The 22,893-nt window shown below is 59.2% G+C and carries 21 protein-coding genes; 11 read left to right on the top strand and 10 right to left on the bottom strand.

The window, feature by feature from the left end; all coding sequences use genetic code 11:
* Positions 1 to 141 precede the first annotated feature (141 nt).
* The gene (gene lrp, locus KW821_RS16765; RefSeq protein WP_005300047.1) at positions 142 to 633 is read right to left on the bottom strand and encodes a leucine-responsive transcriptional regulator Lrp; all 492 of its coding nucleotides are present in this window, start codon (positions 631 to 633) and stop codon (positions 142 to 144) included.
* 150 nt (positions 634 to 783) lie between these two features.
* Here lrp and ald point away from each other — a divergent pair, with 150 nt between their 5' ends.
* The 3 genes from ald (at position 784) to KW821_RS16750 (ending at position 4,332) form a co-directional block, all read left to right on the top strand.
* Positions 784 to 1,899 carry an alanine dehydrogenase gene (gene ald / locus KW821_RS16760; RefSeq protein WP_042653623.1) on the top strand — a complete coding sequence of 372 codons (1,116 nt, stop codon included), beginning with the start codon at positions 784 to 786 and terminating at the stop codon, positions 1,897 to 1,899.
* 184 nt (positions 1,900 to 2,083) lie between these two features.
* Positions 2,084 to 3,034: a thioredoxin-disulfide reductase gene (trxB, locus tag KW821_RS16755; protein ID WP_218292240.1), complete on the top strand. Its 951-nt coding sequence runs from the start codon at positions 2,084 to 2,086 to the stop codon at positions 3,032 to 3,034.
* A 56-nt stretch (positions 3,035 to 3,090) separates the two neighbouring features.
* Positions 3,091 to 4,332, top strand: a complete 1,242-nt coding sequence (locus KW821_RS16750; protein ID WP_218292239.1) for a diguanylate cyclase — start codon at positions 3,091 to 3,093, stop codon at positions 4,330 to 4,332.
* A 111-nt stretch (positions 4,333 to 4,443) separates the two neighbouring features.
* Here KW821_RS16750 and KW821_RS16745 read toward each other — a convergent pair whose 3' ends face one another.
* Positions 4,444 to 4,914 (bottom strand): glycine zipper 2TM domain-containing protein, encoded by a 471-nt coding sequence (locus KW821_RS16745; protein WP_218292238.1) that lies wholly within the window; start codon positions 4,912 to 4,914, stop codon positions 4,444 to 4,446.
* A gap of 17 nt (positions 4,915 to 4,931) precedes the next feature.
* On the opposite strand from KW821_RS16745, the gene aat reads away from it, so the two are divergent.
* From aat to infA, 3 genes are all read left to right on the top strand, one after another.
* Entirely contained in the window at positions 4,932 to 5,639 is a 708-nt protein-coding gene (aat, locus tag KW821_RS16740; RefSeq protein WP_218292237.1) for a leucyl/phenylalanyl-tRNA--protein transferase, read from the top strand.
* Positions 5,636 to 6,352, top strand: a complete 717-nt coding sequence (locus KW821_RS16735) for an arginyltransferase (protein ID WP_042653618.1) — start codon at positions 5,636 to 5,638, stop codon at positions 6,350 to 6,352. Before aat ends, KW821_RS16735 begins: the two co-directional genes overlap by 4 nt.
* 68 nt (positions 6,353 to 6,420) lie before the next feature.
* Complete coding sequence (gene infA, locus KW821_RS16730; RefSeq protein WP_005300033.1) at positions 6,421 to 6,639, top strand: translation initiation factor IF-1; 219 nt, start codon at positions 6,421 to 6,423, stop codon at positions 6,637 to 6,639.
* Between the two features lie 69 nt (positions 6,640 to 6,708).
* On the opposite strand, the gene clpA is transcribed toward infA, so the two are convergent.
* Positions 6,709 to 8,961 (bottom strand): ATP-dependent Clp protease ATP-binding subunit ClpA, encoded by a 2,253-nt coding sequence (clpA, locus tag KW821_RS16725; protein WP_218292236.1) that lies wholly within the window; start codon positions 8,959 to 8,961, stop codon positions 6,709 to 6,711.
* Positions 8,962 to 9,021: 60 nt separating this feature from the next.
* A complete protein-coding gene (gene clpS / locus KW821_RS16720) occupies positions 9,022 to 9,339 on the bottom strand; it encodes an ATP-dependent Clp protease adapter ClpS (RefSeq protein WP_005310725.1) in 318 nt (105 codons plus the stop codon).
* A gap of 229 nt (positions 9,340 to 9,568) precedes the next feature.
* Between clpS and cspD the strand changes: the two genes are divergently transcribed.
* The gene (cspD, locus tag KW821_RS16715; protein ID WP_042653616.1) at positions 9,569 to 9,787 is read left to right on the top strand and encodes a cold shock-like protein CspD; all 219 of its coding nucleotides are present in this window, start codon (positions 9,569 to 9,571) and stop codon (positions 9,785 to 9,787) included.
* A gap of 117 nt (positions 9,788 to 9,904) precedes the next feature.
* Here cspD and asd read toward each other — a convergent pair whose 3' ends face one another.
* Positions 9,905 to 11,017 (bottom strand): aspartate-semialdehyde dehydrogenase, encoded by a 1,113-nt coding sequence (gene asd, locus KW821_RS16710; RefSeq protein WP_042653615.1) that lies wholly within the window; start codon positions 11,015 to 11,017, stop codon positions 9,905 to 9,907.
* Positions 11,018 to 11,346: 329 nt separating this feature from the next.
* On the opposite strand from asd, the gene sugE reads away from it, so the two are divergent.
* Positions 11,347 to 11,661 carry a quaternary ammonium compound efflux SMR transporter SugE gene (gene sugE / locus KW821_RS16705; protein ID WP_025326753.1) on the top strand — a complete coding sequence of 105 codons (315 nt, stop codon included), beginning with the start codon at positions 11,347 to 11,349 and terminating at the stop codon, positions 11,659 to 11,661.
* A 251-nt stretch (positions 11,662 to 11,912) separates the two neighbouring features.
* Here sugE and KW821_RS16700 read toward each other — a convergent pair whose 3' ends face one another.
* A complete protein-coding gene (locus KW821_RS16700; protein ID WP_042653614.1) occupies positions 11,913 to 12,611 on the bottom strand; it encodes a B3/4 domain-containing protein in 699 nt (232 codons plus the stop codon).
* Between the two features lie 355 nt (positions 12,612 to 12,966).
* Between KW821_RS16700 and ycaO the strand changes: the two genes are divergently transcribed.
* The 3 genes from ycaO (at position 12,967) to pflB (ending at position 18,282) form a co-directional block, all read left to right on the top strand.
* Positions 12,967 to 14,727, top strand: coding sequence for a 30S ribosomal protein S12 methylthiotransferase accessory factor YcaO (gene ycaO, locus KW821_RS16695; RefSeq protein ID WP_218292235.1), 1,761 nt, complete (start codon positions 12,967 to 12,969; stop codon positions 14,725 to 14,727).
* Positions 14,728 to 15,109: 382 nt separating this feature from the next.
* On the top strand, positions 15,110 to 15,958 hold the full coding sequence (focA, locus tag KW821_RS16690; RefSeq protein ID WP_042653611.1) for a formate transporter FocA: 849 nt from the start codon (positions 15,110 to 15,112) through the stop codon (positions 15,956 to 15,958).
* 41 nt (positions 15,959 to 15,999) lie between these two features.
* Positions 16,000 to 18,282 (top strand): formate C-acetyltransferase, encoded by a 2,283-nt coding sequence (gene pflB, locus KW821_RS16685; RefSeq protein ID WP_042653758.1) that lies wholly within the window; start codon positions 16,000 to 16,002, stop codon positions 18,280 to 18,282.
* 496 nt (positions 18,283 to 18,778) lie between these two features.
* Here the strand turns inward: pflB and KW821_RS16680 are convergent, their stop codons facing one another.
* From KW821_RS16680 to odhB, 4 genes are all read right to left on the bottom strand, one after another.
* Entirely contained in the window at positions 18,779 to 19,216 is a 438-nt protein-coding gene (locus tag KW821_RS16680; RefSeq protein ID WP_218292284.1) for a YcgN family cysteine cluster protein, read from the bottom strand.
* A 209-nt stretch (positions 19,217 to 19,425) separates the two neighbouring features.
* Positions 19,426 to 20,298 carry a succinate--CoA ligase subunit alpha gene (gene sucD / locus KW821_RS16675; RefSeq protein ID WP_042653610.1) on the bottom strand — a complete coding sequence of 291 codons (873 nt, stop codon included), beginning with the start codon at positions 20,296 to 20,298 and terminating at the stop codon, positions 19,426 to 19,428.
* On the bottom strand, positions 20,298 to 21,464 hold the full coding sequence (gene sucC, locus KW821_RS16670) for an ADP-forming succinate--CoA ligase subunit beta (RefSeq protein ID WP_218292234.1): 1,167 nt from the start codon (positions 21,462 to 21,464) through the stop codon (positions 20,298 to 20,300). Before sucC ends, sucD begins: the two co-directional genes overlap by 1 nt.
* A gap of 224 nt (positions 21,465 to 21,688) precedes the next feature.
* Positions 21,689 to 22,879: a 2-oxoglutarate dehydrogenase complex dihydrolipoyllysine-residue succinyltransferase gene (gene odhB, locus KW821_RS16665; RefSeq protein WP_042653608.1), complete on the bottom strand. Its 1,191-nt coding sequence runs from the start codon at positions 22,877 to 22,879 to the stop codon at positions 21,689 to 21,691.
* Positions 22,880 to 22,893 lie beyond the last annotated feature (14 nt).

Genomic DNA, 22,893 nt, shown 5'->3' with positions numbered 1-22,893 from the left:
AAAGCCCACCGATTGTCAGCCTGTGCCTGAGGGCGGGGCCATCTTTACAACCAAGTTCATAAGAAGAAACGAGCGGACCGGCCGCTCGTTTCTGACTATCGTGACTCGTCATGGAACTTGCAAGTCACAGCATAACCCGGCTTAGCGGGTGCTGATCACCAGACGACTGCTCTGCTTGACCTCTTCCATCACCACGTAGGTGCGGGTGTCATTGACCCCGGGCAGACGCAACAGGGTCTCCCCCAGCAGGCGGCGGTAAGCCGACATGTCGCTGACGCGGGTCTTGAGCAGATAGTCGAAATCACCGGAGACCAGATGGCACTCCTGGATCTCCTCAAGCACCTGAACAGCCTTGTTGAACTGTTCAAAGACGTCGGGTGCGCCGCGATTGAGGGTAATTTCCACGAACACCAGCAGAGACGCGTCCAGATAATGAGGGTTCAGAATAGCGGCATATCCTTCGATATAGCCTTGTCGCTCCAGGCGACGAACCCGTTCCAGACACGGTGTAGGACTCAGGCCAACTCGTTTGGACAACTCAACGTTCGAAATCCTGCCATCCTTTTGCAGTTCATTCAGAATGTTGCGGTCAATCCTGTCCAAATCCTTTAGCCGACTCTTAGCTTCCATCATTTAATTCCATCCTTTGGCTATTTTTTGGTAAGAATCACCAGTCATTTTATAATTATGGTCACAAATCCTGTCAATACCTGAATATACTAGGCGCAAATGTTGCTTAACATTGTGGCAACATAAACCACCAATCGATAGACGAGGGATAGCATGATTATCGGTGTACCTAAGGAAATAAAAAACCATGAATATCGCGTAGGCATGGTTCCGGCCAGTGTACGTGAACTAACAGCACGAAACCATACCGTTTTCGTCCAAAGCGGCGCAGGAACTGGCATTGGCTTCAGTGACGCAGATTATCTGGCTGCGGGGGCCGAAATTCTGGCCTCTGCTGACGATGTTTTCGCCAAGGCCGAGATGATCGTCAAGGTCAAGGAGCCCCAGGCGGTCGAGCGCGCCATGCTGCGTCCGGGCCAGACCCTGTTCACTTACCTGCATCTGGCGCCAGACCTGGCCCAGACCCGGGAATTGATCGACAGCGGCGCCGTCTGCATCGCCTACGAAACCGTCACCGATGCCCGTGGTGGACTGCCGCTGCTGGCCCCCATGTCGGAGGTGGCCGGACGCATGTCTATTCAAGCGGGCGCCCAGGCGCTGGAGAAGTCCCGCGGCGGTAGCGGCGTGTTGCTCGGCGGCGTACCCGGGGTCGAACCTGCCAAGGTGGTGATCATCGGTGGCGGCGTAGTGGGCTCCAATGCAGCCCGTATGGCCATAGGCCTGCGCGCCGATGTCACCATACTCGACAACAACATCGATACCCTGCGTCGCCTCGACAGCGAATTCCAGGGGGCGGCCAAGGTGGTCTACTCCAACCGCGAGACCCTGGAGCGCCACATCCTGGCGGCAGATCTGGTCATCGGCGGCGTGCTGGTGCCCGGCGCCACTGCGCCAAAACTTGTCAGCCGTGACCACATTGCGCGCATGAAGCCGGGCTCGGCCGTGGTCGACGTGGCCATCGATCAGGGCGGCTGTGTGGAAACCTCCCACGCCACCACCCACCAGGACCCGACCTTCATCGTCGATGAGGTGGTGCACTACTGCGTGGCCAACATGCCGGGCGCCGTGGCGCGAACCTCCACCGTCGCCCTCAACAACGCCACCCTGCCCTTCATCATCCGGCTGGCCGAGCAGGGCTACCGCAATGCGCTGCTGGGCGATCCCCACCTGTTGCACGGGCTGAACGTGATGGCAGGCAAGATCACCTGCCGGGAAGTGGCCGAGGCGCATCATCTGGCCTACACGGATCCCCTGACCCTGCTGAACTGATCCCGCCCCCGCAAGGGAGCGCCGATGAGTGAAAATCCGCCCGCGATGGGCGGTTTTTTTATGGCGCCACGAGCGCCGCCAACCCCCTCCACAGGCGATTGCTACAATCGACGCGCTGGCCTTTGACCCTGGATCACGAATTACCTACAATCGCGCAAACTCATCACGTCTCGGAAATCACATCATGAGCCAAGTTACTCATAGCAAACTGCTGATCCTGGGTTCCGGCCCGGCGGGCTACACCGCGGCCGTCTATGCCGCCCGCGCCAACCTGAGTCCCCTGCTCATCACCGGCATGCAGCAAGGTGGTCAGCTGACCACCACCACCGAGGTGGAGAACTGGCCGGGTGATGCGGAAGGCCTGACCGGTCCAGCCCTGATGGAGCGCATGCAGGCCCATGCGGAGAAGTTCGATACCCGCATTCTGTTCGATCACATCAATGAAGTGGCGCTGACCGAGCGTCCGTTCCGCCTCAAGGGCGACAACGGCGAATACAGTTGCGATGCGCTGATCATCGCCACCGGTGCCTCCGCCAAGTATCTGGGGCTGCCCTCCGAAGAGGCGTTCAAGGGCCGCGGCGTCTCCGCCTGCGCCACCTGTGACGGCTTCTTCTACCGCAACCAGGAAGTGGCCGTGGTCGGCGGCGGCAACACCGCCGTGGAAGAGGCACTGTATCTGGCCAACATCGCCAAGAAGGTGCATCTGATCCACCGTCGCGACGAGTTCCGCGCCGAGAAGATCCTGATCAAGCGCCTCAATGACAAGGTCGAGAGTGGCAACATAGTGCTGCACACCCACCAGACTCTGGACGAGGTGCTGGGTGACAACATGGGGGTGACCGGCGTGCGCCTGCGCAGCACCCGTGACGAGTCCAGCTCCGAGCTGGCGCTGATGGGCGTGTTCATCGCCATCGGCCACCAGCCCAACACCCAGATCTTCGAGGGCCAGCTGGCGATGGAGAACGGCTATCTCAAGGTACGCGGTGGCCTGGAAGGCTTCGCGACCCAGACCAGCATCCCCGGCGTGTTCGCCGCCGGCGACGTGGCCGACCATGTCTACCGCCAGGCGATCACCTCAGCCGGCACCGGCTGCATGGCGGCCCTCGATGCAGAGCGATATCTGGACGCACAATAAGCACAAGGTTATAAAGGGCATGCCGAGAGGCATGCCTTTTTCTTTTAAGGATCCGGATGAAACGGAAAATATTGATTGTCGAAGACAGCATGACGATCCGCCGCATGTTGATCCAGGCCATTGCGCAGCAAACCGGGCTGGAGATCGATGCGTTCGATACCCTGGAGGGGGCCCGTCATTGCCGGGGGGAGGAGTACGTGGTCGCCCTGGTGGATCTCACCCTGCCGGATGCCCCCAGCGGGGAAGCGGTCAAGGTGTTGCTGGAGCGGGGTTTGTCGGTGGTGATCCTCACCGCCGACATCAGCGAGGAGAAGCGGGAAGCCTGGCTGGAGGCGGGGGGGCTGGACTATGTGATGAAGGATTCACGCCACTCCCTGCAATACGCCGTCAGCCTGGTACACCGCCTCTACCTCAACCAGACCATAGAGGTGCTGGTGGTCGACGACTCGCGCACCTCCCGCCACCGTACCGCGGCCCAGTTGCGCAAGCAGTTGCTGCAGGTGCATGAGGCAAACTGCGCCCGCGACGCCCTGAGCGCCCTGGAACAGAATCCCGCCATTCGGCTGATGCTGGTGGACTACTACATGCCGGAGATCGACGGCATCAGCCTGGTGCGGATGCTGCGGGAGCGCTACAGCAAGCAGCAGCTCGCCATCATAGGTATCTCGGTGTCGGACAAGCACGGCCTCTCCGCCCGCTACCTCAAGCAGGGGGCGAATGATTTTCTCAACCAGCCGTTCGAGCCGGAGGAGCTGCAATGCCGGGTCAGCCACAATCTGGAGGCGCTGGAGCAGTTCAACAGCATCCAGGAGTCGGCCAATCGCGACTACCTGACCGGGCTATACAACAGGCGCTACTGGTTCAACGAGGGGCAGAGGTGGTTCGAGGAGCATCAGCGCCAGCAGGCGCCGCTCGCCCTGTGCGTGCTCGACGTGGATCATTTCAAGCAGGTCAACGATCACTGGGGCCATGCCATCGGCGATCAGCTGCTCTGTCACCTGACCCGTTTGCTCACCCAGTTCTTCCCGGATGCCATGATCGCCCGTTTCGGGGGGGAGGAGTTTGCCCTCATGGTGCCCCATAGCACTGTGCCCGTGCTGCTCAAGCGACTGGAGGGGCTGCGCCAGCAGATGCGCCAGCAACCGCTGTCCCGGGAGATACCGCTATTCGTGCGCGCCAGTTTTGGCGTCATCAACGTCGGGCGGCTCTCCATGGACGAGGCACTGAGCGAAGCGGATCGCCAGCTGTATCAGGCGAAGAACACCGGCCGCGACAAGATAGTGTCTCAGGACGCCTGAGCGAGTCTCAACACAGGTATCCCGTGTAGTACCGCCCGGCGCCCCTTAGTGGTGGCCGCCGGGTAATTCCCCTCCCCCTGCTTGCCCTCTCTTGCCGCTCGTTGAGCGCGCTCAATAGGTCTTGTCGACCCGCACCCCGTCGCTGAAATAGAGGATGCGCACCTTGTCGCCGCTGGCGAACTGCATGGCCGGATCATAATCCTGGATCACGTTGATGAGCCCGTTCTGCTCGTTGCGGATAAGCAGTTCCACCAGCTTGTTCTCCACCACGCTGTCACCCGACTGGTAATATTGCACCGCAGCCGCCCCGGCCAGGGCGCCCACCGCGGTGGCGATCTCCCGGCCATGGCCACCGCCGAACTGATTGCCGAGCAAGCCTCCCAGCACGGCGCCCCCCAGCGTCTTCCAGCCGGTATGCTCGGACTCCACTATCTGGCGCTGGGTGATGTTGCGCACCGTATCCACCTGGCCAAACACCACCTGATCCACGGGGCGCGCCGTGTTGCGATCGTAGGCCGCGCCCCAGGCGGGTGCAGTGACAAAGCCAAGCAAGCTGGATACTATCAGGATAATGGCCTTCATCTATGAACCTCTGTCTTATGTCTCGCTATCTTACCCAACTGGATGATGAGCTGTGCTGGTTTCCCGACCCCAGACATGCGCTGGAAGAGCCCAACGGGCTGTTGGCGATCGGGGGGGATCTCTCCCCTGCCCGCCTGCTGGCAGCTTATCACAAGGGGATCTTCCCGTGGAACGAGCCCTACCAGCCGCCGCTGTGGTGGTCGCCGGACCCCAGAGGCGTGGTCGAACCCGAGCGACTGCACATAGGTCGCAGCCTGCAGAAGTTTATCCGCCGCACCTCATTCGATATTTCCATCGATCGCGCCTTTAATGAGGTGATAGTGGCCTGCGCCGCCCCCCGTCGCAGCGCCAGTGGAACCTGGATAAGCACGCCCATGATCGACGCCTATCAACAACTTCATCGCCTCGGCCACGCCCATTCCGTCGAAATCTGGCAGGAGGGCCAGCTACAAGCCGGCCTCTACGGCCTCTCCTTCGGTCGGGTCTTCTGCGGCGAGTCCATGTTCAGTCGTATCGATAACGGCGCCAAACTGGCCATGGTGGCGCTCTGCCGCCACTTCGCCCGCCACGGCGGCGCCCTCATCGACTGCCAGATGCAAAATGACTTCCTTGCTACCCTGGGGATAGAGCAGTGGCCCAGGAGGCGCTTTCTGACGGAACTGGCCACCCTCACCCGGCAGCCGCTGACCGAGGGGTGCTGGCAGCCGGGGGACATCAGCCTATGACCGAAGAAGTGATCCTCAAGGTAGGGCTGACCCCCAGGCACCCGTGCAGCTATCTCGGCCATGAGCAGGAGCAGTTGCTGGTGCTGATGGATCACGAACTGCTCAATGCCGCAGGCTATGAGCGGCTGTTGACGGCGGGATTTCGGCGCAGTGGCAACGACATCTATCGTCCCCACTGCCCGGCCTGCAGCGCCTGCCAGTCCCTGCGCATTCACAGCGAGCACTTCGTGCCGAGCCGTGGCCAGAAACGGATCCGTCAGCTGAACCGGGATTTGGAACTGGTGCTGAGCTATGACGACAAGCCGGAGTACTACCAGCTCTACGAGCGTTACATCCGCGAGCGCCACCACGATGGCAGTATGTACCCACCAAGCCGCACCCAGTACAAGGGCTTCCTGCATTGTGACTGGATGCCTCCCCTCTATCTTGAGATGCGCAAGGCGGGCCGGCTCATCGGGGTGGCCACCACGGATCTGCTGCCCCATGCCTTGAGCGCCATGTATACCTTCTTCGATCCGGACTATGCCGACCGCTCCCTCGGCACCTTTGCCATTCTGAGTCAGTTGGAACTGGCCAAGCGCACCGGCCGCAGTTGGCTGTACCTTGGCTATCTGGTGGAGGCCTGTCGCAAGATGAATTACAAGCGCCAGTACCTGCCCCACGAGCTGCTGGTGCAGGGAGAATGGAAAAAGATCGACACCAAGCCCGAGTAAACTTTACACATAGCCTTAAATCCGGCATGATCCAGCGGATTTTTGTTGTGGCTTATCAAGAGGATTCAATGGCTAAAGAAGACAGTATTGAGATGCAGGGCACTATTCTCGAGACCCTGCCCAATACCATGTTCCGTGTGGAACTGGAAAATGGTCACGTGGTTATCGCTCATATTTCCGGCAAGATGCGCAAAAACTACATCCGTATCCTGACTGGGGACAAAGTAACGGTGGCTCTGACTCCGTACGATCTCTCCAAGGGACGTATTGTTTTCCGCTCTCGCTAAGCCAGGAATTCAGCAAAAAACCCCAGCCTCTCGGTTGGGGTTTTTTGTCGTTTCTGGTCTCAATCACGCTTAGTGGGAAACAGCTTCGACATTGACCTGAAAATCAAAGCTGAGGCTGTTATTCACCAACTCCACTCTCACCACCCCACCATCGACCAGTGAACCGAACAGGATCTCATTGGCCAGGGGTTTCTTGAGATGCTCCTGAATGACCCGTCCCATGGGTCTGGCGCCCATGGCTCTGTCATAACCCTTCTCTGCCAACCAGTGGCGCACCTCTTCCGATACTTCGAGTGACACGCCTTTGGCATCCAGCTGCACCTGCAGTTCGACGATGAACTTGTCGACGACCTGGTGGATCACCGTCATGTCCAAGTGGTTGAACCAGATGGTGTGATCGAGCCGGTTTCTGAACTCGGGGCTAAAGGTCTTGTTGATCACCGCCATGGCATCATGACTCATGTCCTGCTGCTGGAAACCTATCGACTTGCGCTGGGTTTCCTGCACGCCGGCGTTGGTAGTCATCACCAGGATCACGTTGCGAAAATCGGCCTTGCGCCCGTTGTTATCCGTCAAAGTACCGTTGTCCATGACCTGTAACAGCAGGTTGAACACATCCGGGTGCGCCTTCTCGATCTCATCCAGCAACACCACCGAATGAGGGTGTTTGAGCACAGAGTCGGTCAGCAACCCACCCTGCTCGAAGCCGACATAGCCGGGGGGCGCCCCGATCAGACGGGAGACGGTGTGACGCTCCATGTACTCGGACATGTCAAAACGCAGCACCTCAACTCCCAACGCCTTGCCGAGCTGCTGGGTGACTTCGGTCTTGCCCACCCCGGTCGGGCCAGCAAACAGGAAGCAGCCCACCGGACGACGCTCATTGCCAAGGCCGGAACGTGACAGGCGGATGGCATCGGTCAACACCGCGATGGCCTTGTCCTGACCGAACACCACCATCTTGAGATTGCGCTCCAGGTTCTTCAGCACTTCCTTGTCGGAAGAGGAGACCGACTTCTCTGGAATGCGGGCAATCTTGGCGACGATGGCCTCGATTTCCGGCACATTGATCACTTTCTTACGCTTGCTGACGGGCAGCAGACGCTGACCCGCCCCCGCCTCATCAATCACGTCGATCGCCTTGTCCGGCAGGTGGCGATCGTTGATGTACTTGGCCGAGAGCTCGACCGCGGCCCGGATCGCCTTGACGGTGTAACGCACGCCATGGTGCGCCTCATAGCGGCTCTTGAGCCCCATAAGGATACGAGTGGTGTCATCCACGCTTGGTTCGACGATGTCGATCTTCTGGAAGCGGCGCGCTAGGGCCCGATCCTTCTCGAAGATCTGGGAGTATTCCTGATAGGTTGTCGAGCCGACACAGCGCAGCAAGCCGTTGGAGAGCAGCGGTTTGATGAGGTTGGCCGCATCCAGCTGACCGCCGGAGGCCGCACCCGCCCCTATGATGGTGTGGATCTCGTCGATGAACAGGATGGCCCCTTCCTGGCGCTCGATCTGCTTGAGCAGCACCTTGAGGCGCTTCTCGAAGTCGCCACGGTACTTGGTGCCCGCCAGCAGGGACCCCATATCCAGCGAATAGATGGTGCTGTTAGCGATGACTTCGGGCACATCCCCCTTGACGATGCGATAGGCCAGCCCTTCGGCGATGGCGGTCTTGCCCACCCCGGCCTCCCCCACCAGCAACGGGTTGTTCTTGCGGCGACGACACAGTACCTGGATGGTGCGGCTCAGCTCCTGATCGCGGCCGATGAGGGGATCGATGCGCCCCTCCAGCACCATCTGATTCAGGTTGGTGGCAAAACTCTCAATCTGGGCGGAGGAGACATCATCGTCAGACTCGGCGTTATTGCCACCGCTCTCCGGCTTGCTGTCTTTGCGTACCCCGTGGGAGAGGAAGTTCACCACATCCAGTCGGCTGACCTCGGCTTTTTTCAGGAAATAGGCGGCCTGGGATTCCTGCTCACTAAAGATGGCGACCAGGACATTGGCACCACTGACCTCGGTATTGCCCGAGGACTGCACATGGAACACGGCCCGTTGCAGCACCCGTTGGAAGCCAAGGGTGGGTTGGGTTTCCCTGTCTTCATCGTCGTGAGGAATAAGCGGGGTTGTTTGACTGATGAATGCGCGGATCTCTTTGCGCATCAACTCCACGTCTGCACCACAAGAACTCAGCGCCTCATGGGCTGAGCTGTTATCCAGCAGGGCTAACAACAGGTGCTCGACGGTCATGAATTCGTGGCGCTCGTCACGGGCCAGTTTGAAAGCCTCGTTCAGCGTCTTTTCTAGATCTTTGTTCAACATAGGCACCTCCCCTCAGTACAGCAACAATGTGGTGTCGTCATCGCTATCAAGTCATCAGATTCAAGCCTTTTCCATGGTACATAGCAGTGGATGTTCGTTGTTACGTGAATACGTATTGACCTGGACCACCTTGGTTTCGGCAATCTCGGCGGTGAAAGTGCCGCAGACTCCCTTACCACTATAATGCACACTCAACATGACCTGAGTCGCCTTGTCCAGATCCATACCAAAGAACTTTTGCAGCACCTCCACCACGAACTCCATCGGCGTATAGTCATCGTTGTTCAACACGACCTTGTACATGGGTGGCGGTTGCAGCTTCGTTTTCTCTGCTTGTGCAATCTCTTCATTAGCAAAGAGTTCTTTCTGCTTGCTCATAATCGCGCTTCGGTACCTCTAGATTTCTACCGTCTTACTCAAGATTGTCAATAGAGTTGTTAACCCGATCACATCGGTTGTTAACAACTTCTTGACTCGCTCAAAAGTTAGACTAGATTGGTTACTTGCTAATCGGCGCCCGTCTGCTATGGGCATATGCTACTAGTTATAAAGGGCTGGCGCAGGTTACTCAACGACTTCAGGGTAATCAATAAAAGGATGTAGATGTATGGCAACCGGAACAGTCAAGTGGTTTAACAACGCAAAAGGATTTGGGTTTATCTGTCCGGAAGACGGTGGTGAAGACATCTTCGCTCACTACTCCACGATACAAATGGAAGGTTACAAGACCTTGAAAGCAGGTCAGGCAGTCAACTTTGAACTGCAGCAGGGGCCGAAAGGAAATCACGCCTCTGTTATCGTGCCAAACGAAGCACAGAACATGTAAGAGTCGAACTGGATCAATGGAAAACGGCAGGCCGCAAGGGCTGCCGTTTTTTTATTGCGAGCACAAAAAAAGGAAGGCTGAACCTTCCTCTTTTCTTGTCGTGTCTACCCTGGCCGATCAGCGCGCCAGCAGGATGTTGAGCATGCGACGCAGCGGCTCGGCCGCCCCCCACAGCAGCTGATCACCCACGGTGAAGGCCGCCAGGTACTCCGGCCCCATGTTCAGCTTGCGCAGACGGCCGACCGGAATGTTGAGAGTCCCGGTCACGGCAGCCGGAGTCAGCTCGCGGGCGGTGATGTCGCGATCGTTCGGGATCACCTTGACCCAGTCGTTGTGGGCCGCCAGCAGCGCTTCGATCTCGGCCAGCGGCAGGTCTTTCTTGAGCTTGATGGTGAAGGCCTGGCTGTGGCAGCGCAGGGCGCCGATCCGCACGCAGAGGCCATCCACCGGGATGGCGGCGTCTTCAATCCCGAGGATCTTGTTGGTCTCGGCCTGGCCCTTCCACTCCTCACGGCTCTGGCCGTTGTCGAGCTTGGTGTCGATCCAGGGGATCAGGCCACCGGCCAGCGGCACGCCGAAGTTGTCCACCGGCAGGGTGCCGGAACGGGTCTTCTCGGTGATCTTGCGCTCGATGTCGAGGATGGCGGAGGCGGGATCCGCCAGCTCCACCGCGACCTCGTCACGCAGCAGCCCCATCTGGGTGACCAGCTCACGCATGTGGCGGGCACCGCCACCGGAGGCGGCTTGATAGGTGGCTACGCTGACCCACTCCACCAGATCGGCCTTGAACAGGCCACCCAGTGCCAGCAGCATCAGGCTGACGGTGCAGTTGCCGCCGACGAAGGTCTTGACGCCCTTGGCCAGCGCCTCGTCGATCACGTCGCCGTTGACCGGATCCAGGATGATGACGGCGTCCTTCTCCATGCGCAGGGAGGAGGCGGCATCGATCCAGTAGCCCTGCCAACCGGCGGCCAGCAGCCGGGGATAGACATCCTTGGTGTAGTCGCCACCCTGGGCCGTGATGATGATCTCTTGCGCGGCCAGCGCCTCGATGTCGAAAGCATCCTGTAGGGTGCCGGCATCGACGCCGAAGTTGGGGGCGGCCTCACCGGCCTGGGAGGTGGTAAAGAAGGTGGGTTGAATGCGGGCAAAATCGTTCTCTTCCTGCATCCGGCTCATCAGTACCGAACCCACCATGCCGCGCCAACCGACCAAACCTACTTTTTTCATAATGTCCTACCCTGGATAGCTGCTATAGAAACTGTGCTTAACACGCCGTGCCCCCTTGCCGGACGCGGGTCCGTTCACAAGTTTGTCACAAGAATGATTTGCAAAAAATGCGTCTGTCCACATTACGGATTGTGGCGACAGGCGCAAGTCGAATTGCGCAATATTCTGTGTCGTTTGCCGCAATAACCATAGGTTCGAGGCTCCTCCTCTTGGCGGACCCCCCATCGGTCGGGCATCATGATGCCCGACTGGCAACCACTGCCCCTCGGGGACGACCCCAAGGCCTTCTTTACTCGCAGGGACGACCCTGCCCCGCGTGGAATACTCTTATGCCCTGGTTACTCCTGCTACTGGCCGGCCTGTTCGAGGTCGCCTGGGCCATAGGCCTCAAGTACACCGACGGTTTCAGCCGCCCCCTCCCTACCCTGCTGACGCTCTCTGCCATGGGGGTGAGCGTGCTGCTGCTCGCCATGGCGGTCAAACAGCTGCCACTCGGCACGGCCTATGCGGTGTGGACTGGCATAGGCGCGGTCGGCACTGTGCTGATGGGGATCTGGCTGTTCAACGAACCCGCCACCCTGGCACGGGTGCTCTGCCTGCTGCTGATCATCGGCGGGATCCTTGGCCTGAAATTTATCGGCTGAATGGAGACAGGGCTGACTCCAGATGAACCTACCCGCCAGCGATATCGGCGTGACAGGTGCCCGCCAATGCGAGTTCATAGATATCACTACCAGTGATCGTTTTACGCATTTTTTCATCTGTAAAATCGATGGCGGATAATGTTTTTATCCGCCATGGTTCAGCGTTCGGTCATAGGTCGACGCCCGGTACGGCGCCCATCACCACCTATAAAAATGGCCCCTCCCCCGGTGGCCATCATCTCTTCCCTTCCCTATGCCCCGGACTGGCACCCGATCAGCTCTTGCTCTATCCGGGCTCCGGGCATCATCGCCAGCAAGCCGGCAATCAATCGATCGCCGGCCTCCTGCAAGGCAGCCAGGGGCATCTCAGGCAGGCTCTCCAGGATGAACCACATCTGCTCGGATTCCACGCTGAGCCGGGTTCTGACACCCTGTCGCCAATTCCACCTGCGGCAGGTCACCCCCTTGTCATCACGCCAGACAACCTCCCCCGGCTCGGGTGTTTCGTGAGCGGGCAAGCCCTCTTTCATGGTGTCAAACAGTTCGCTGCCATCCGCCACCACCAAGCGCGGTACCCCCTCATAGGCAACCAGATTTTCCCCACCGACGGGAATGGCATACTCGATGCTAATGGCGTTGTAGAGATCGACGATGGGATCGATGCTCGGCAGCTCGCCATCCCGCAATACTCTCTTGCGCAGGGCTTCTGCCGAACAAGGGGTTCGCTGTGGTTTGGCGCCGAACTGCTTGAACACCTCAGCCCACGCCGCCAGGTGCGCCTCCGCCCAGGGCGCGCCTCCCGCCGCGACTGACTGGCAAGCCCGCTGCAGCGCATGAGAACCAACGCTCATGTTGGTGATGGTAGCCGCATCGACCAGGATGCTTAGGGCTCTGAAGCCGGGGGCAAGCTTGGTAATGTCAGACCCCACTCGCGGTGTCATGGATGGCATAGATACTCCCAATTCGTGATCAACGGCCGAGCCGATAATAAAGGTGCAAGGTGCCGCTGCGGTAATAGGTGTTGCCGCGCCATGTTGCGCGCAGCTCACTCTGGAATAAGTGGAAACATCATGCAGAACAGCCAGATAGAATAAAACCTACTTTTTCTTAATCCCATTAAGCAATCCTAATAAGGGCCAGCCGGCCTCGCGTTTTTCCCCTGTACCAACAGGCACGGCTGGCTTGTCCTCCCCCCTTTCAGGCACTGAAAAGAGCGCGAGCTGCGCCATTGTCTAGGCCGCATCTCTTTCGACTCATGCTATTATCTGCGACCAAACATGAGCCAATAAAAATCAGGATATTGTGATGACCGACCACACTTTTATTCCCGGCAAGGACGCGGCACTGGAAGACTCCATCGAACGCTTCCAGACCAAGTTGCAGGCCCTGGGGTTTGATATCGAAGAGGCTTCCTGGCTCAACCCCGTGCCCAATGTCTGGTCCGTGCACATCCGGGACAAGGAGTGCGCCCTCTGCTTCACCAACGGTAAAGGCGCCAGCAAGAAGGCGGCCCTGGCCTCGGCCCTTGGCGAGTACTTCGAGCGGCTCTCCACCAACTACTTCTTCGCCGACTTCTATCTGGGCGAGCAGGTAGCCAACGGCGACTTCGTCCACTACCCGAACGAGAAGTGGTTCCCCATCGAGGGCGATCAGCTGCCGGCCGGCCTGCTCGACAGCTTCACCCGCAAGTTCTACAACCCGGATGGCGAGGTGACCGCCGACATGCTGGTGGATCTGCAGTCGGGCAATGAGGACCGCGGCATAGTCGCGCTGCCGTTCGAGCGTCAGTCCGATCACCACACCGTCTACATCCCGATGAACATCATCGGCAACCTCTATGTCTCCAACGGCATGAGTGCCGGCAACACCAAGACCGAGGCCCGCACCCAGGGGCTGTCCGAGGTGTTCGAGCGCCACGTGAAGAACAAGATCATCGCCGAGGCCATCAGCCTGCCCGAGATCCCGAGCGAGGTCATCGATCGCTACCCCGGGATCAAGGCCTCCATCGCCGCGCTGGAAGCCGAAGGCTATCCCATCTACAGCTTCGACGCCTCCCTCGGCGGTCGCTACCCGGTCATCTGCGTGGTGCTGCTCAATCCGCGCAACGGTACCTGCTTCGCCTCCTTCGGCGCCCACCCGCGCTTCGAAGTGGCGTTCGAGCGGACCGTCACCGAGCTGCTGCAGGGCCGTGGCCTGAAGGATCTGGACGTGTTCGTGCCGCCCTCGTTCGATAACGAGCAGGTCGCGGATCACCACAACCTGGAGACCCACTTCATCGACTCCTCCGGCCTCATCAGCTGGGATCTGTTCAAGCAGGAAGCAGACTTCGAGTTCGCCGACTGGGACTTCCGCGGTACCTCCCAGGAGGAGTTCGATCACCTGATCGGCATCTTCCACGAGCTGGAGCAGCCGGTCTACATCGCCGACTACGAGCACCTTGGCGTCTACGCCTGTCGCATCCTGGTGCCCGGCATGTCCGACATCTATCCAGTCGAGGATCTGCTGCTGGCCAACAACACCATGGGGGCTCACCTGCGCGAGGTGATCCTGGCGCTGCCGTCGCTGGAGTGGGACGCCGAGCAATATATGGCGCTGTTCGACCAGCTGGATGAGGAAGGCCACGACGAGCGCACCCGGGTACGCGAGCTGCTCGGCATCGCCGCCGCCAAGGGCACCGCCCTGCACACCCTGCGGGTGGGTGAGCTCAAGGCCATGCTGGCGCTGGCCGCCGGTGAGCTGGAGAGCGCGCTGGACCTCATCGACTGGACCATGGAGTTCAACCAGTCGGTGTTCCCGGCGGATCGCGCCAACTACTACCGTGCCCTGCGCGCCTGCGTCGAGCTGTTCCTGGACGAGGAGCGTGACCCTGAGCAGTACCGTCCGGTGTTCAGCCGCATGTTCGGGGAAGAGACCCTGGCGCAGGCCTGGGCGCACGCCAGCGGTGAGGCTCGCTTCCACGGGCTGGAGAGCGCCGATCTGTCGCTGTCCCAGTTCCCGTTGCACCAGAAGTTGCTGGCCGCCTACGAAAAACTGCAAAAAGCCAAACGAGCCCATCAGTGGACCTGATATGCTAGCGTGACGAAGGGGCCCAGTGGCCCCTTCTGTTTTATGGTCTACGCTTTGGCTGCTTGTTATTCGAAGATGAAATAAAAAACAAAAAATACCTCTTAGGGGGTTGTTAAAGTGCAGACCATAGGGCAGGGTTGCCGCAAAGATGTCTTGCCGGTGCCTTTTTAAAGGCTAAAATTATAAATTCTTTAAAATCATGTTTTTATAAACACACCCATTTCTGTTTCAGCTGAAACCTGGTGTAAAGTCAAGCTTCCAAACGACTCAAAAATCTGTAGTAAAATTACATTCACAATCTGTAATTGTTGATCGATGTCAATTTTGGCGATCTGGCCCTTTGCTATGATTTCCACAGGCAAAATATTCAGGTACATGAGAATTGAAAGCAGAATCCCCCTTTGATTGTCTCAAGCCAGAAGCCATCGCTGCACTGGCAGAAGATATAACCTATGCCAAGGCCACCAAGCCCGCCCACAAGGTCATTCCCCTGGCCATCACCGCCGGTGCTTTCATCGCCATCGCATTCGTGTTCTACATCACCGTCACCACGGGCAGTAGTGGCATGTCCTGGGGCATGTCCAAGCTGGTCGGCGGCCTCTGCTTCTCCCTTGGCCTGATCCTGTGTGTGCTGCTGGGGGCCGAGCTGTTCACCTCCACCACTCTGACCCTGGTCGCCAAGGCGGCCAACCGCATCAGCTGGAGCCAGTTGTTCAAGAACTGGGGCCTGGTCTACTTCGGTAACCTCATCGGTGGCCTGCTCGTCGTCGGCCTCATCATCATGTCGGCCGAGTACATGGCGGCAGATGGTCAGTGGGGCCTGAATGCCTTGAAAGTGGCTCAGCACAAGATCCACCACAGCTTCTTCGAGGCCCTCGCCCTCGGTATTCTCTGCAACCTCATGGTGTGTCTCGCCGTGTGGATGGCCTTCGGCGCCCGCACTGCCACCGACAAGGTGATGGTGATGCTGCTCCCCGTCGCCATGTTCGTGGCCTCAGGTTTCGAGCACAGCATCGCAAACATGTTTATGATCCCGGTCGGTATCGCTATCCACAGCGTCGCAGGCCCGGAGTTTTGGCAGGCCATCGGCCAGGATCCGGCCACCTTCGCCGATCTGACCGTATCCAACTTCGTCCTAAACAACCTGATCCCCGTCACCCTGGGTAATATCATTGGTGGTGGTGTCATGGTTGGTTTGACTTACTGGTTTATCTTCCGTCGTCATCATTAAGGATGACGGCTGACACATAAATACCTTGTGAGGTAATGAAAATGGCAGAACTTAACGAACAGTTCCAAAAAGCATGGGAAGGCTTTGCGGCCGGTGAATGGCAGACCTCTGTCAACACCCGTGACTTCATCCAGAAGAACTACACCCCGTATGAAGGTGACGAGTCCTTCCTGGCTGGCGCGACCGAAGCAACCACCAAGCTGTGGGACAAGGTCATGGAAGGCATCAAGATCGAGAACCGCACTCATGCGCCGGTCGATTTTGATACTGACCTGCCCTCCACCATTACCGCTCACGATGCCGGCTATATCGACCAGAGCCTGGAGCAAATCGTCGGTCTGCAGACTGACAAGCCGCTCAAGCGCGCCATCATCGCCAACGGCGGTATCAAGATGGTCAAGACTTCTTGCGAAGTGTACGGTCGTCAACTGGACCCGATGGTCGAGAAGATCTTCACCGAGTACCGCAAGACCCACAACCAGGGCGTGTTCGACGTTTACACCAAGGACATCCTGAACTGCCGTAAATCCGGCGTCATCACCGGTCTGCCGGATGCCTACGGCCGTGGCCGTATCATCGGTGACTACCGTCGTGTCGCCCTGTACGGCATCGACTTCCTGATGGCCGACAAGCTGGCTCAGTTCAAGTCCCTGCAAGCCGACCTGGAAAATGGCGTCAATCTGGAAGCCACCATCCGTCTGCGCGAAGAGATCTCCGAGCAGCACCGTGCCCTGGCCCAGATGAAGGTGATGGCCGCCAAATATGGCTGCGACATCTCCGTACCGGCCAAGAACGCCAAAGAAGCCGTGCAGTGGACCTACTTCGCCTACCTGGCGGCAGTCAAGTCCCAGAATGGCGCAGCCATGTCCTTCGGTCGTACCTCCAGCTTCCTGGACGTGTACATCGAACGTGACCTGAAGAAAGGCCTGCTGACCGAGCAAGAAGCTCAGGAGCTGATGGACCACATGGTCATGAAGCTGCGTATGGTTCGCTTCCTGCGTACTCCTGAATACGATTCACTGTTCTCCGGCGACCCGATGTGGGCGACCGAGACCCTGGCCGGTATGGGCGTTGATGGCCGTACCCTGGTCACCAAGAACAGCTTCCGTATGCTGAACACCCTGTACACCATGGGCCCGTCCCCTGAGCCGAACCTGACCATCCTGTGGTCCGAGAAGCTGCCGGTCGGTTTCAAGAAGTACTGCGCCAAGGTATCCATCGAGACCTCTTCCGTTCAGTACGAGAACGATGACCTGATGCGTCCGGACTTCAACAACGATGACTATGCCATCGCTTGCTGTGTGTCCCCGATGATCGTCGGCAAACAGATGCAGTTCTTCGGTGCTCGTGCCAACCTGGCCAAGACCATGCTGTATGCAATCAACGGCGGCATCGACGAGAAGCTCAAGATCCAGATCGGTCCGAAGACCGAAATGGTCAAGGGTGAGTACCTCGAGTACAACGACGTGATGGATCGCCTGGATCACTTCATGGACTGGCTGGCCAAGCAATACGTCGCCGCCCTGAACATCATCCACTACATGCACGACAAGTACAGCTACGAAGCCTCCCTGATGGCGCTGCACGACCGTGACGTCTATCGCACCATGGCTTGCGGCATCGCCGGTCTGTCCGTGGCAGCTGACTCCCTGTCTGCCATCAAGTACGCCAAGGTCAAGCCAGTTCGTGACGAAGATGGCGTAGCCATCGACTTCGAGATCGACGGTGAGTACCCGCAGTTCGGTAACAACGACGCTCGCGTCGATGACATCGCCTGTGACCTGGTCGAGCGCTTCATGAAGAAGATTCAGAAGCTCAACACCTACCGTGGCGCCGTGGCCACCCAGTCCGTGCTGACCATCACCTCCAACGTGGTGTACGGCAAGAAGACCGGTAACACCCCGGATGGCCGTCGCTCCGGTGCGCCGTTTGGCCCAGGTGCCAACCCGATGCACGGTCGTGACCAGAAGGGTGCCGTTGCCTCACTGACTTCCGTGGCCAAGCTGCCGTTCGCCTACGCCAAAGATGGTATCTCCTATACCTTCTCCATCGTGCCGAACGCGCTGGGTAAAGACATGGAATCCCAGAAAGCCAACCTGGCAGGCCTGATGGATGGTTACTTCCACCATGAAGCCAACCTGGAAGGCGGTCAGCACCTGAACGTCAACGTGATGAACCGTGAAATGCTGCTGGAAGCCATGGAAAACCCGGAGAAATATCCGCAGTTGACCATCCGCGTATCCGGTTATGCCGTTCGCTTCAACTCTTTGACCAAAGAGCAACAGCAAGACGTCATCACCCGTACCTTCACCGCCTCTCTGTAATAGAGCATCGCAGTGACCAAAAACCGGCGCCAAGGCGCCGGTTTTTTTATGCCTGATGGCCAGATCCTAGATCACCCCCTCCCTTTGACTCGCTGATGCGAGATGTGCGTTAGCCCCCCAACCTCCCCTCGCCTTCACGCTTTCAGAAGAGAACAAATCCATACTCGGCCAACTGACTCCGGGAGATGCATACATCCCTCGAACTACTCCCTCTACCCCGGGAATGGCGCCTGTGCATCGCTGTGCGGCACCAGAAAGCATCAAGAACAGCAGACTGCCCTTGCGCCATAGCCGTGATTTGAAGTGCGCCAGCGGCGCCCGGGGGATGATATCTACGGCTTCATGGTCCTTAACCTCGGCCCGCCTTGTTAAACTGCCATCCACCCTCAAGACGCATCATGGATATGCCAATAGCAACAGGGGCAGAAGAGTCTGACTCCCCTGCCCCTGCGGCACATGAATTGGATAAAGGTTGCCTGAGTCGGCTCAGCTGGCCTTAACTGGCCCAGGTGATGATGTGATCGATCCAGTCGCCGGCATGGGCCTCGTGCACCACCTTGCCGCGCACCGACTGGCCGGCCTGATGCATGGCACTGCGGCTGCCGGTGATCAGCGGATGCCAGGCAGGCAGGCTCTGCCCCTCGGCCAGCAGCCGGTAGGCGCAGCTGAAGGGCAGCCAGTCGTACTCGGCTATCTTGTCGACGGTGATCTGCAGGCAGTCCGGCTCCTTCTTGAAGCGGTTGCCGTAATCGGAGCACTGGCAGGTCTTGGTGTTGAGCAGATCGCAGGCGACGTTGGTGAACACCAGCTCCTCGGTATCCTCGTCGATCAGCTTGTTCAGGCAGCACTTGCCGCAGCCATCGCACAGGGACTCCCACTCGGCATCGGTCATCTGCTGCAGGGTCTTTTCCTGCCAAAAAGGAGTTGGCTGCATTTTCTCGACTTGCTGCATGGAGGGGCTCGCTAAATAGACCAGGAAAGCGCGTGGTTATACCCCTTTTGGCCCGATTTTTCAAGGTTGGGAGCATGAGCCAGCCATTCGCCGGGCGCAGATATCAGAAACACGAAGGCGGCGCAGTGCGCCGCCATAAAAAAATCCGGAAGCCCTTGGGCTTCCGGATTGTGCATTCAGCGAGGGACGACTTACCAGCCGGTCACTTCACGCAGGGCCTTGCCGATATCGGCGAGGGAGCGCACGGTTTTTACACCGGCATCTTCCAGGGCGGCAAACTTCTCTGCCGCCGTGCCCTTACCACCGGCGATGATGGCGCCCGCATGACCCATGCGCTTGCCAGCCGGGGCGGTGACGCCCGCGATGTAGGAGACCACCGGCTTGGTGACGTGGGCCTTGATATAGGCCGCCGCCTCTTCCTCTGCGCTGCCGCCGATCTCGCCGATCATGACGATGGCTTCGGTCTGCGGATCCTTCTGGAACATCTCCAGGATGTCGATGAAGTTGGAGCCCGGGATAGGGTCGCCACCGATGCCGACGCAGGTGGACTGACCGAAGCCCTCGTCCGTGGTCTGCTTGACCGCTTCGTAGGTCAGGGTGCCGGAGCGGGAGACGATACCCACCTTGCCCGGCTTGTGGATGTGGCCCGGCATGATGCCGATCTTGCACTCACCCGGGGTGATCACACCCGGGCAGTTCGGACCAATCATGCGCACGCCGGTTTCCTGCAGCTTCACCTTGACCTGCAGCATGTCCAGGGTCGGGATGCCTTCGGTGATGGTGACGATGAGCTTGATACCGGCATCGATCGCTTCCAGGATGGCGTCCTTGCAGAACGGCGCCGGCACATAGATGACGGAGGCAGTGGCGCCGGTCACTTCGACGGCATCACGCACTGTGTTGAACACCGGCAGGCCCAGGTGGGTGGTGCCACCCTTGCCCGGGGACACGCCGCCGACCATCTGGGTACCGTAGGCAATCGCCTGTTCGGAGTGGAAGGTACCCTGACCGCCGGTGAAGCCCTGGCAGATCACCTTGGTGTCTTTGTTGATCAGAACGCTCATTATTTGGCCTCCGCTGCTTTAACCACTTGCTGAGCTGCGTCAGTCAGACTCGTTGCGGCGATGATATTGAGGCCGCTGTCGGCCAGTTTACGGGCACCCAGTTCGGCATTGTTGCCTTCCAGACGCACTACCACGGGCACCTTGACCCCCACTTCCTTGACCGCACCTATGATGCCTTCCGCGATCATGTCGCAGCGCACTATGCCGCCGAAGATGTTGACCAGCACGGCTTGAACCTTGCTGTCAGACAGGATGATCTTGAAGGCCTCTGTCACGCGCTCCTTGGTGGCGCCGCCGCCGACGTCCAAGAAGTTGGCCGGTGAGCCGCCGTGCAGGTTGACGATGTCCATGGTGCCCATGGCCAGGCCGGCGCCGTTGACCATGCAGCCGATGTTGCCATCGAGCGCCACGTAGTTCAGCTCCCACTGGGCGGCGTGCGCCTCGCGCGGGTCATCCTGGGACGGATCGTGCATCTGGCGCAGCTTGGGCTGGCGATACAGGGCGTTGGCATCGATGTTGATCTTGCCGTCCAGGCAATGCAGGTTGCCCTTGTCGGTGATCACCAGCGGGTTGATTTCCAACAGCGCGAAGTCGCAGTCCAGGAACATCTGGCCAAGACCCAAGAAGATCTTGGTGAACTGCTTGATCTGATCGCCGACCAGACCCAGCTTGAAGGCCAGCTCGCGCGCCTGGTAAGCCTGCGGGCCTACCAGCGGATCGATGGCCGCCTTGTGAATGAGTTCCGGGGTTTCGTGGGCGATCTTCTCGATATCCACACCACCCTCGGTGGAGGCCATGAACACCACGCGGCGGCTGCCACGATCGACCACGGCGCCCAGATAGAGCTCCTTGGCGATGTCGGTGCAGGATTCCACCAGGATCTTGGTGACCGGCTGACCGTTGGCGTCAGTCTGATAGGTCACCAGGTTCTTGCCGAGCCAGTGCTGGGCGAAGGCACGGATCTCGTCCTTGCTCTTGGCCAGCTTGACGCCGCCCGCTTTACCGCGGCCACCGGCGTGGACCTGGCATTTGACGACCCAGGTGTTGCCGCCAATCTTGTCGGCCGCTTCGGCCGCTTCCTGCGGGGTGGCGCAGGCATAACCTTCGGAGACCGGCAGGCCATACTCGGCAAACAGCTGTTTTGCCTGATATTCATGCAGATTCATAGATGCTCTATCCGTGTTGTAGGTATTTCCGTCCGGGGCTCGTTGTTTCTCAATCCCCTGTGAACGGGGCCTCGAGGGCCCCTCATTATCTTTCTAATTTTGCTCAGACATTCGATGCGGGGCCGCGAAGGCCCCCTGTCATGTCCCGAATGCCGCTTAGACGTCCAGCAGCATGTGGCTCGGATCTTCCAAAGCCCGAGGGCTTCTCGATCCTGCCAATACTCTTAGACGTCCAGCAGCAGGCGGGTTGGATCTTCCAGCAGCTCCTTGATGGAGACCAGGAAGCCCACCGACTCACGACCGTCGACGATGCGGTGATCGTAGGAGAGGGCCAGGTACATCATCGGCAGGATCTCGACCTGGCCGTTCACCGCCATGGGTCTGTCCTGGATCTTGTGCATCCCCAGGATGGCGCTCTGGGGCGGGTTGATGATCGGGGTGGACATCAGGGAGCCGAACACACCACCGTTGGTGATGGTGAAGTTGCCACCGGTCAGTTCATCCACGGTCAGCTTGCCGTCACGGCCCTTGCCCGCCAGATCCTTGATGGCCTTCTCGATGTCCGCCAGGCTCATGTTGTCGCAGTCACGCAGCACCGGGGTCACCAGACCACGGGGGGTGGAGACGGCGATGCTGACGTCGAAGTAGCTGTGATAGACGATGTCGTCACCGTCCAGCGCCGCGTTCACTTCCGGGTAACGCTTGAGGGACTCCACCACGGCCTTGACGTAGAAGGACATGAAGCCAAGCTTGATGCCGTGCTTCTTCTCGAAGATCTCGCCGTACTGCTTGCGCAGCTTCATGATGGGCGCCATGTTGATCTCGTTGAAGGTGGTCAGCATGGCGGTGGTGTTCTTCGCCTCCAGCAGACGCTCAGCGATCCGCTTGCGCAGACGGGTCATAGGCACGCGCTTCTCGGTGCGGCCGACCAGCGGCGCGATGGGCGCCACTGGCGCCACAGCCGCGACAGGTGCAGCCACCGCCGCCTTGCTCAGCCCCTTGATGAAGGCTTCCACGTCTTCCTTGGTGACACGGCCACCCTTGCCGGTGCCGGTCAGCTTGGCCACGTCGATGGAGTGTTCGGCCACCAGGCGGCGCACGGACGGGCTCAGGCCTTCGGCAGAGTCATCGGCGGCGGCTTCGACCGGCTTCTCCTTGGTCTCTTCACCGGCCACCGGGGCCGGCTTGAGCATGGCGATCAGCTGGCGGGACAGCACGGTCGCGCCTTCCAGTTGCAGGATGTCACCCAGTACACCGGCTTCCGGCGCGGGGACTTCCAGCACGACTTTATCGGTTTCGATGTCAACCAGCACTTCGTCACGGGCAACCAGATCACCCGGTTTCTTGTGCCAGGTGGCGATGGTGGCATCTGCCACTGATTCGGGCAGGTCCGGTACCTTGATCTCGATAGTCATGTAATCAGTTCCTT

The sequence above is a fragment of the Aeromonas sp. sif2416 genome (assembly GCF_019218665.1).
In the GTDB taxonomy this organism is placed as follows: domain Bacteria; phylum Pseudomonadota; class Gammaproteobacteria; order Enterobacterales; family Aeromonadaceae; genus Aeromonas; species Aeromonas encheleia.
The sequence above is the reverse complement of the archived record's forward strand: the minus strand, read 5'-3'. Positions and strand labels throughout refer to the sequence as shown.

What these genes read in the sequence shown, in the direction of transcription:
- lrp (WP_005300047.1), bottom strand. Translation starts at nt 633, where the DNA reads ATGATGGAAGCTAAGAGTCGGCTAAAGGATTTGGACAGGATTGACCGC.
- ald (WP_042653623.1), top strand. Translation starts at nt 784, where the DNA reads ATGATTATCGGTGTACCTAAGGAAATAAAAAACCATGAATATCGCGTA.
- trxB (WP_218292240.1), top strand. Translation starts at nt 2,084, where the DNA reads ATGAGCCAAGTTACTCATAGCAAACTGCTGATCCTGGGTTCCGGCCCG.
- KW821_RS16750 (WP_218292239.1), top strand. Translation starts at nt 3,091, where the DNA reads ATGAAACGGAAAATATTGATTGTCGAAGACAGCATGACGATCCGCCGC.
- KW821_RS16745 (WP_218292238.1), bottom strand. Translation starts at nt 4,914, where the DNA reads ATGAAGGCCATTATCCTGATAGTATCCAGCTTGCTTGGCTTTGTCACT.
- aat (WP_218292237.1), top strand. Translation starts at nt 4,932, where the DNA reads ATGTCTCGCTATCTTACCCAACTGGATGATGAGCTGTGCTGGTTTCCC.
- KW821_RS16735 (WP_042653618.1), top strand. Translation starts at nt 5,636, where the DNA reads ATGACCGAAGAAGTGATCCTCAAGGTAGGGCTGACCCCCAGGCACCCG.
- infA (WP_005300033.1), top strand. Translation starts at nt 6,421, where the DNA reads ATGGCTAAAGAAGACAGTATTGAGATGCAGGGCACTATTCTCGAGACC.
- clpA (WP_218292236.1), bottom strand. Translation starts at nt 8,961, where the DNA reads ATGTTGAACAAAGATCTAGAAAAGACGCTGAACGAGGCTTTCAAACTG.
- clpS (WP_005310725.1), bottom strand. Translation starts at nt 9,339, where the DNA reads ATGAGCAAGCAGAAAGAACTCTTTGCTAATGAAGAGATTGCACAAGCA.
- cspD (WP_042653616.1), top strand. Translation starts at nt 9,569, where the DNA reads ATGGCAACCGGAACAGTCAAGTGGTTTAACAACGCAAAAGGATTTGGG.
- asd (WP_042653615.1), bottom strand. Translation starts at nt 11,017, where the DNA reads ATGAAAAAAGTAGGTTTGGTCGGTTGGCGCGGCATGGTGGGTTCGGTA.
- sugE (WP_025326753.1), top strand. Translation starts at nt 11,347, where the DNA reads ATGCCCTGGTTACTCCTGCTACTGGCCGGCCTGTTCGAGGTCGCCTGG.
- KW821_RS16700 (WP_042653614.1), bottom strand. Translation starts at nt 12,611, where the DNA reads ATGCCATCCATGACACCGCGAGTGGGGTCTGACATTACCAAGCTTGCC.
- ycaO (WP_218292235.1), top strand. Translation starts at nt 12,967, where the DNA reads ATGACCGACCACACTTTTATTCCCGGCAAGGACGCGGCACTGGAAGAC.
- pflB (WP_042653758.1), top strand. Translation starts at nt 16,000, where the DNA reads ATGGCAGAACTTAACGAACAGTTCCAAAAAGCATGGGAAGGCTTTGCG.
- KW821_RS16680 (WP_218292284.1), bottom strand. Translation starts at nt 19,216, where the DNA reads ATGCAGCCAACTCCTTTTTGGCAGGAAAAGACCCTGCAGCAGATGACC.
- sucD (WP_042653610.1), bottom strand. Translation starts at nt 20,298, where the DNA reads ATGAGCGTTCTGATCAACAAAGACACCAAGGTGATCTGCCAGGGCTTC.
- sucC (WP_218292234.1), bottom strand. Translation starts at nt 21,464, where the DNA reads ATGAATCTGCATGAATATCAGGCAAAACAGCTGTTTGCCGAGTATGGC.
- odhB (WP_042653608.1), bottom strand. Translation starts at nt 22,879, where the DNA reads ATGACTATCGAGATCAAGGTACCGGACCTGCCCGAATCAGTGGCAGAT.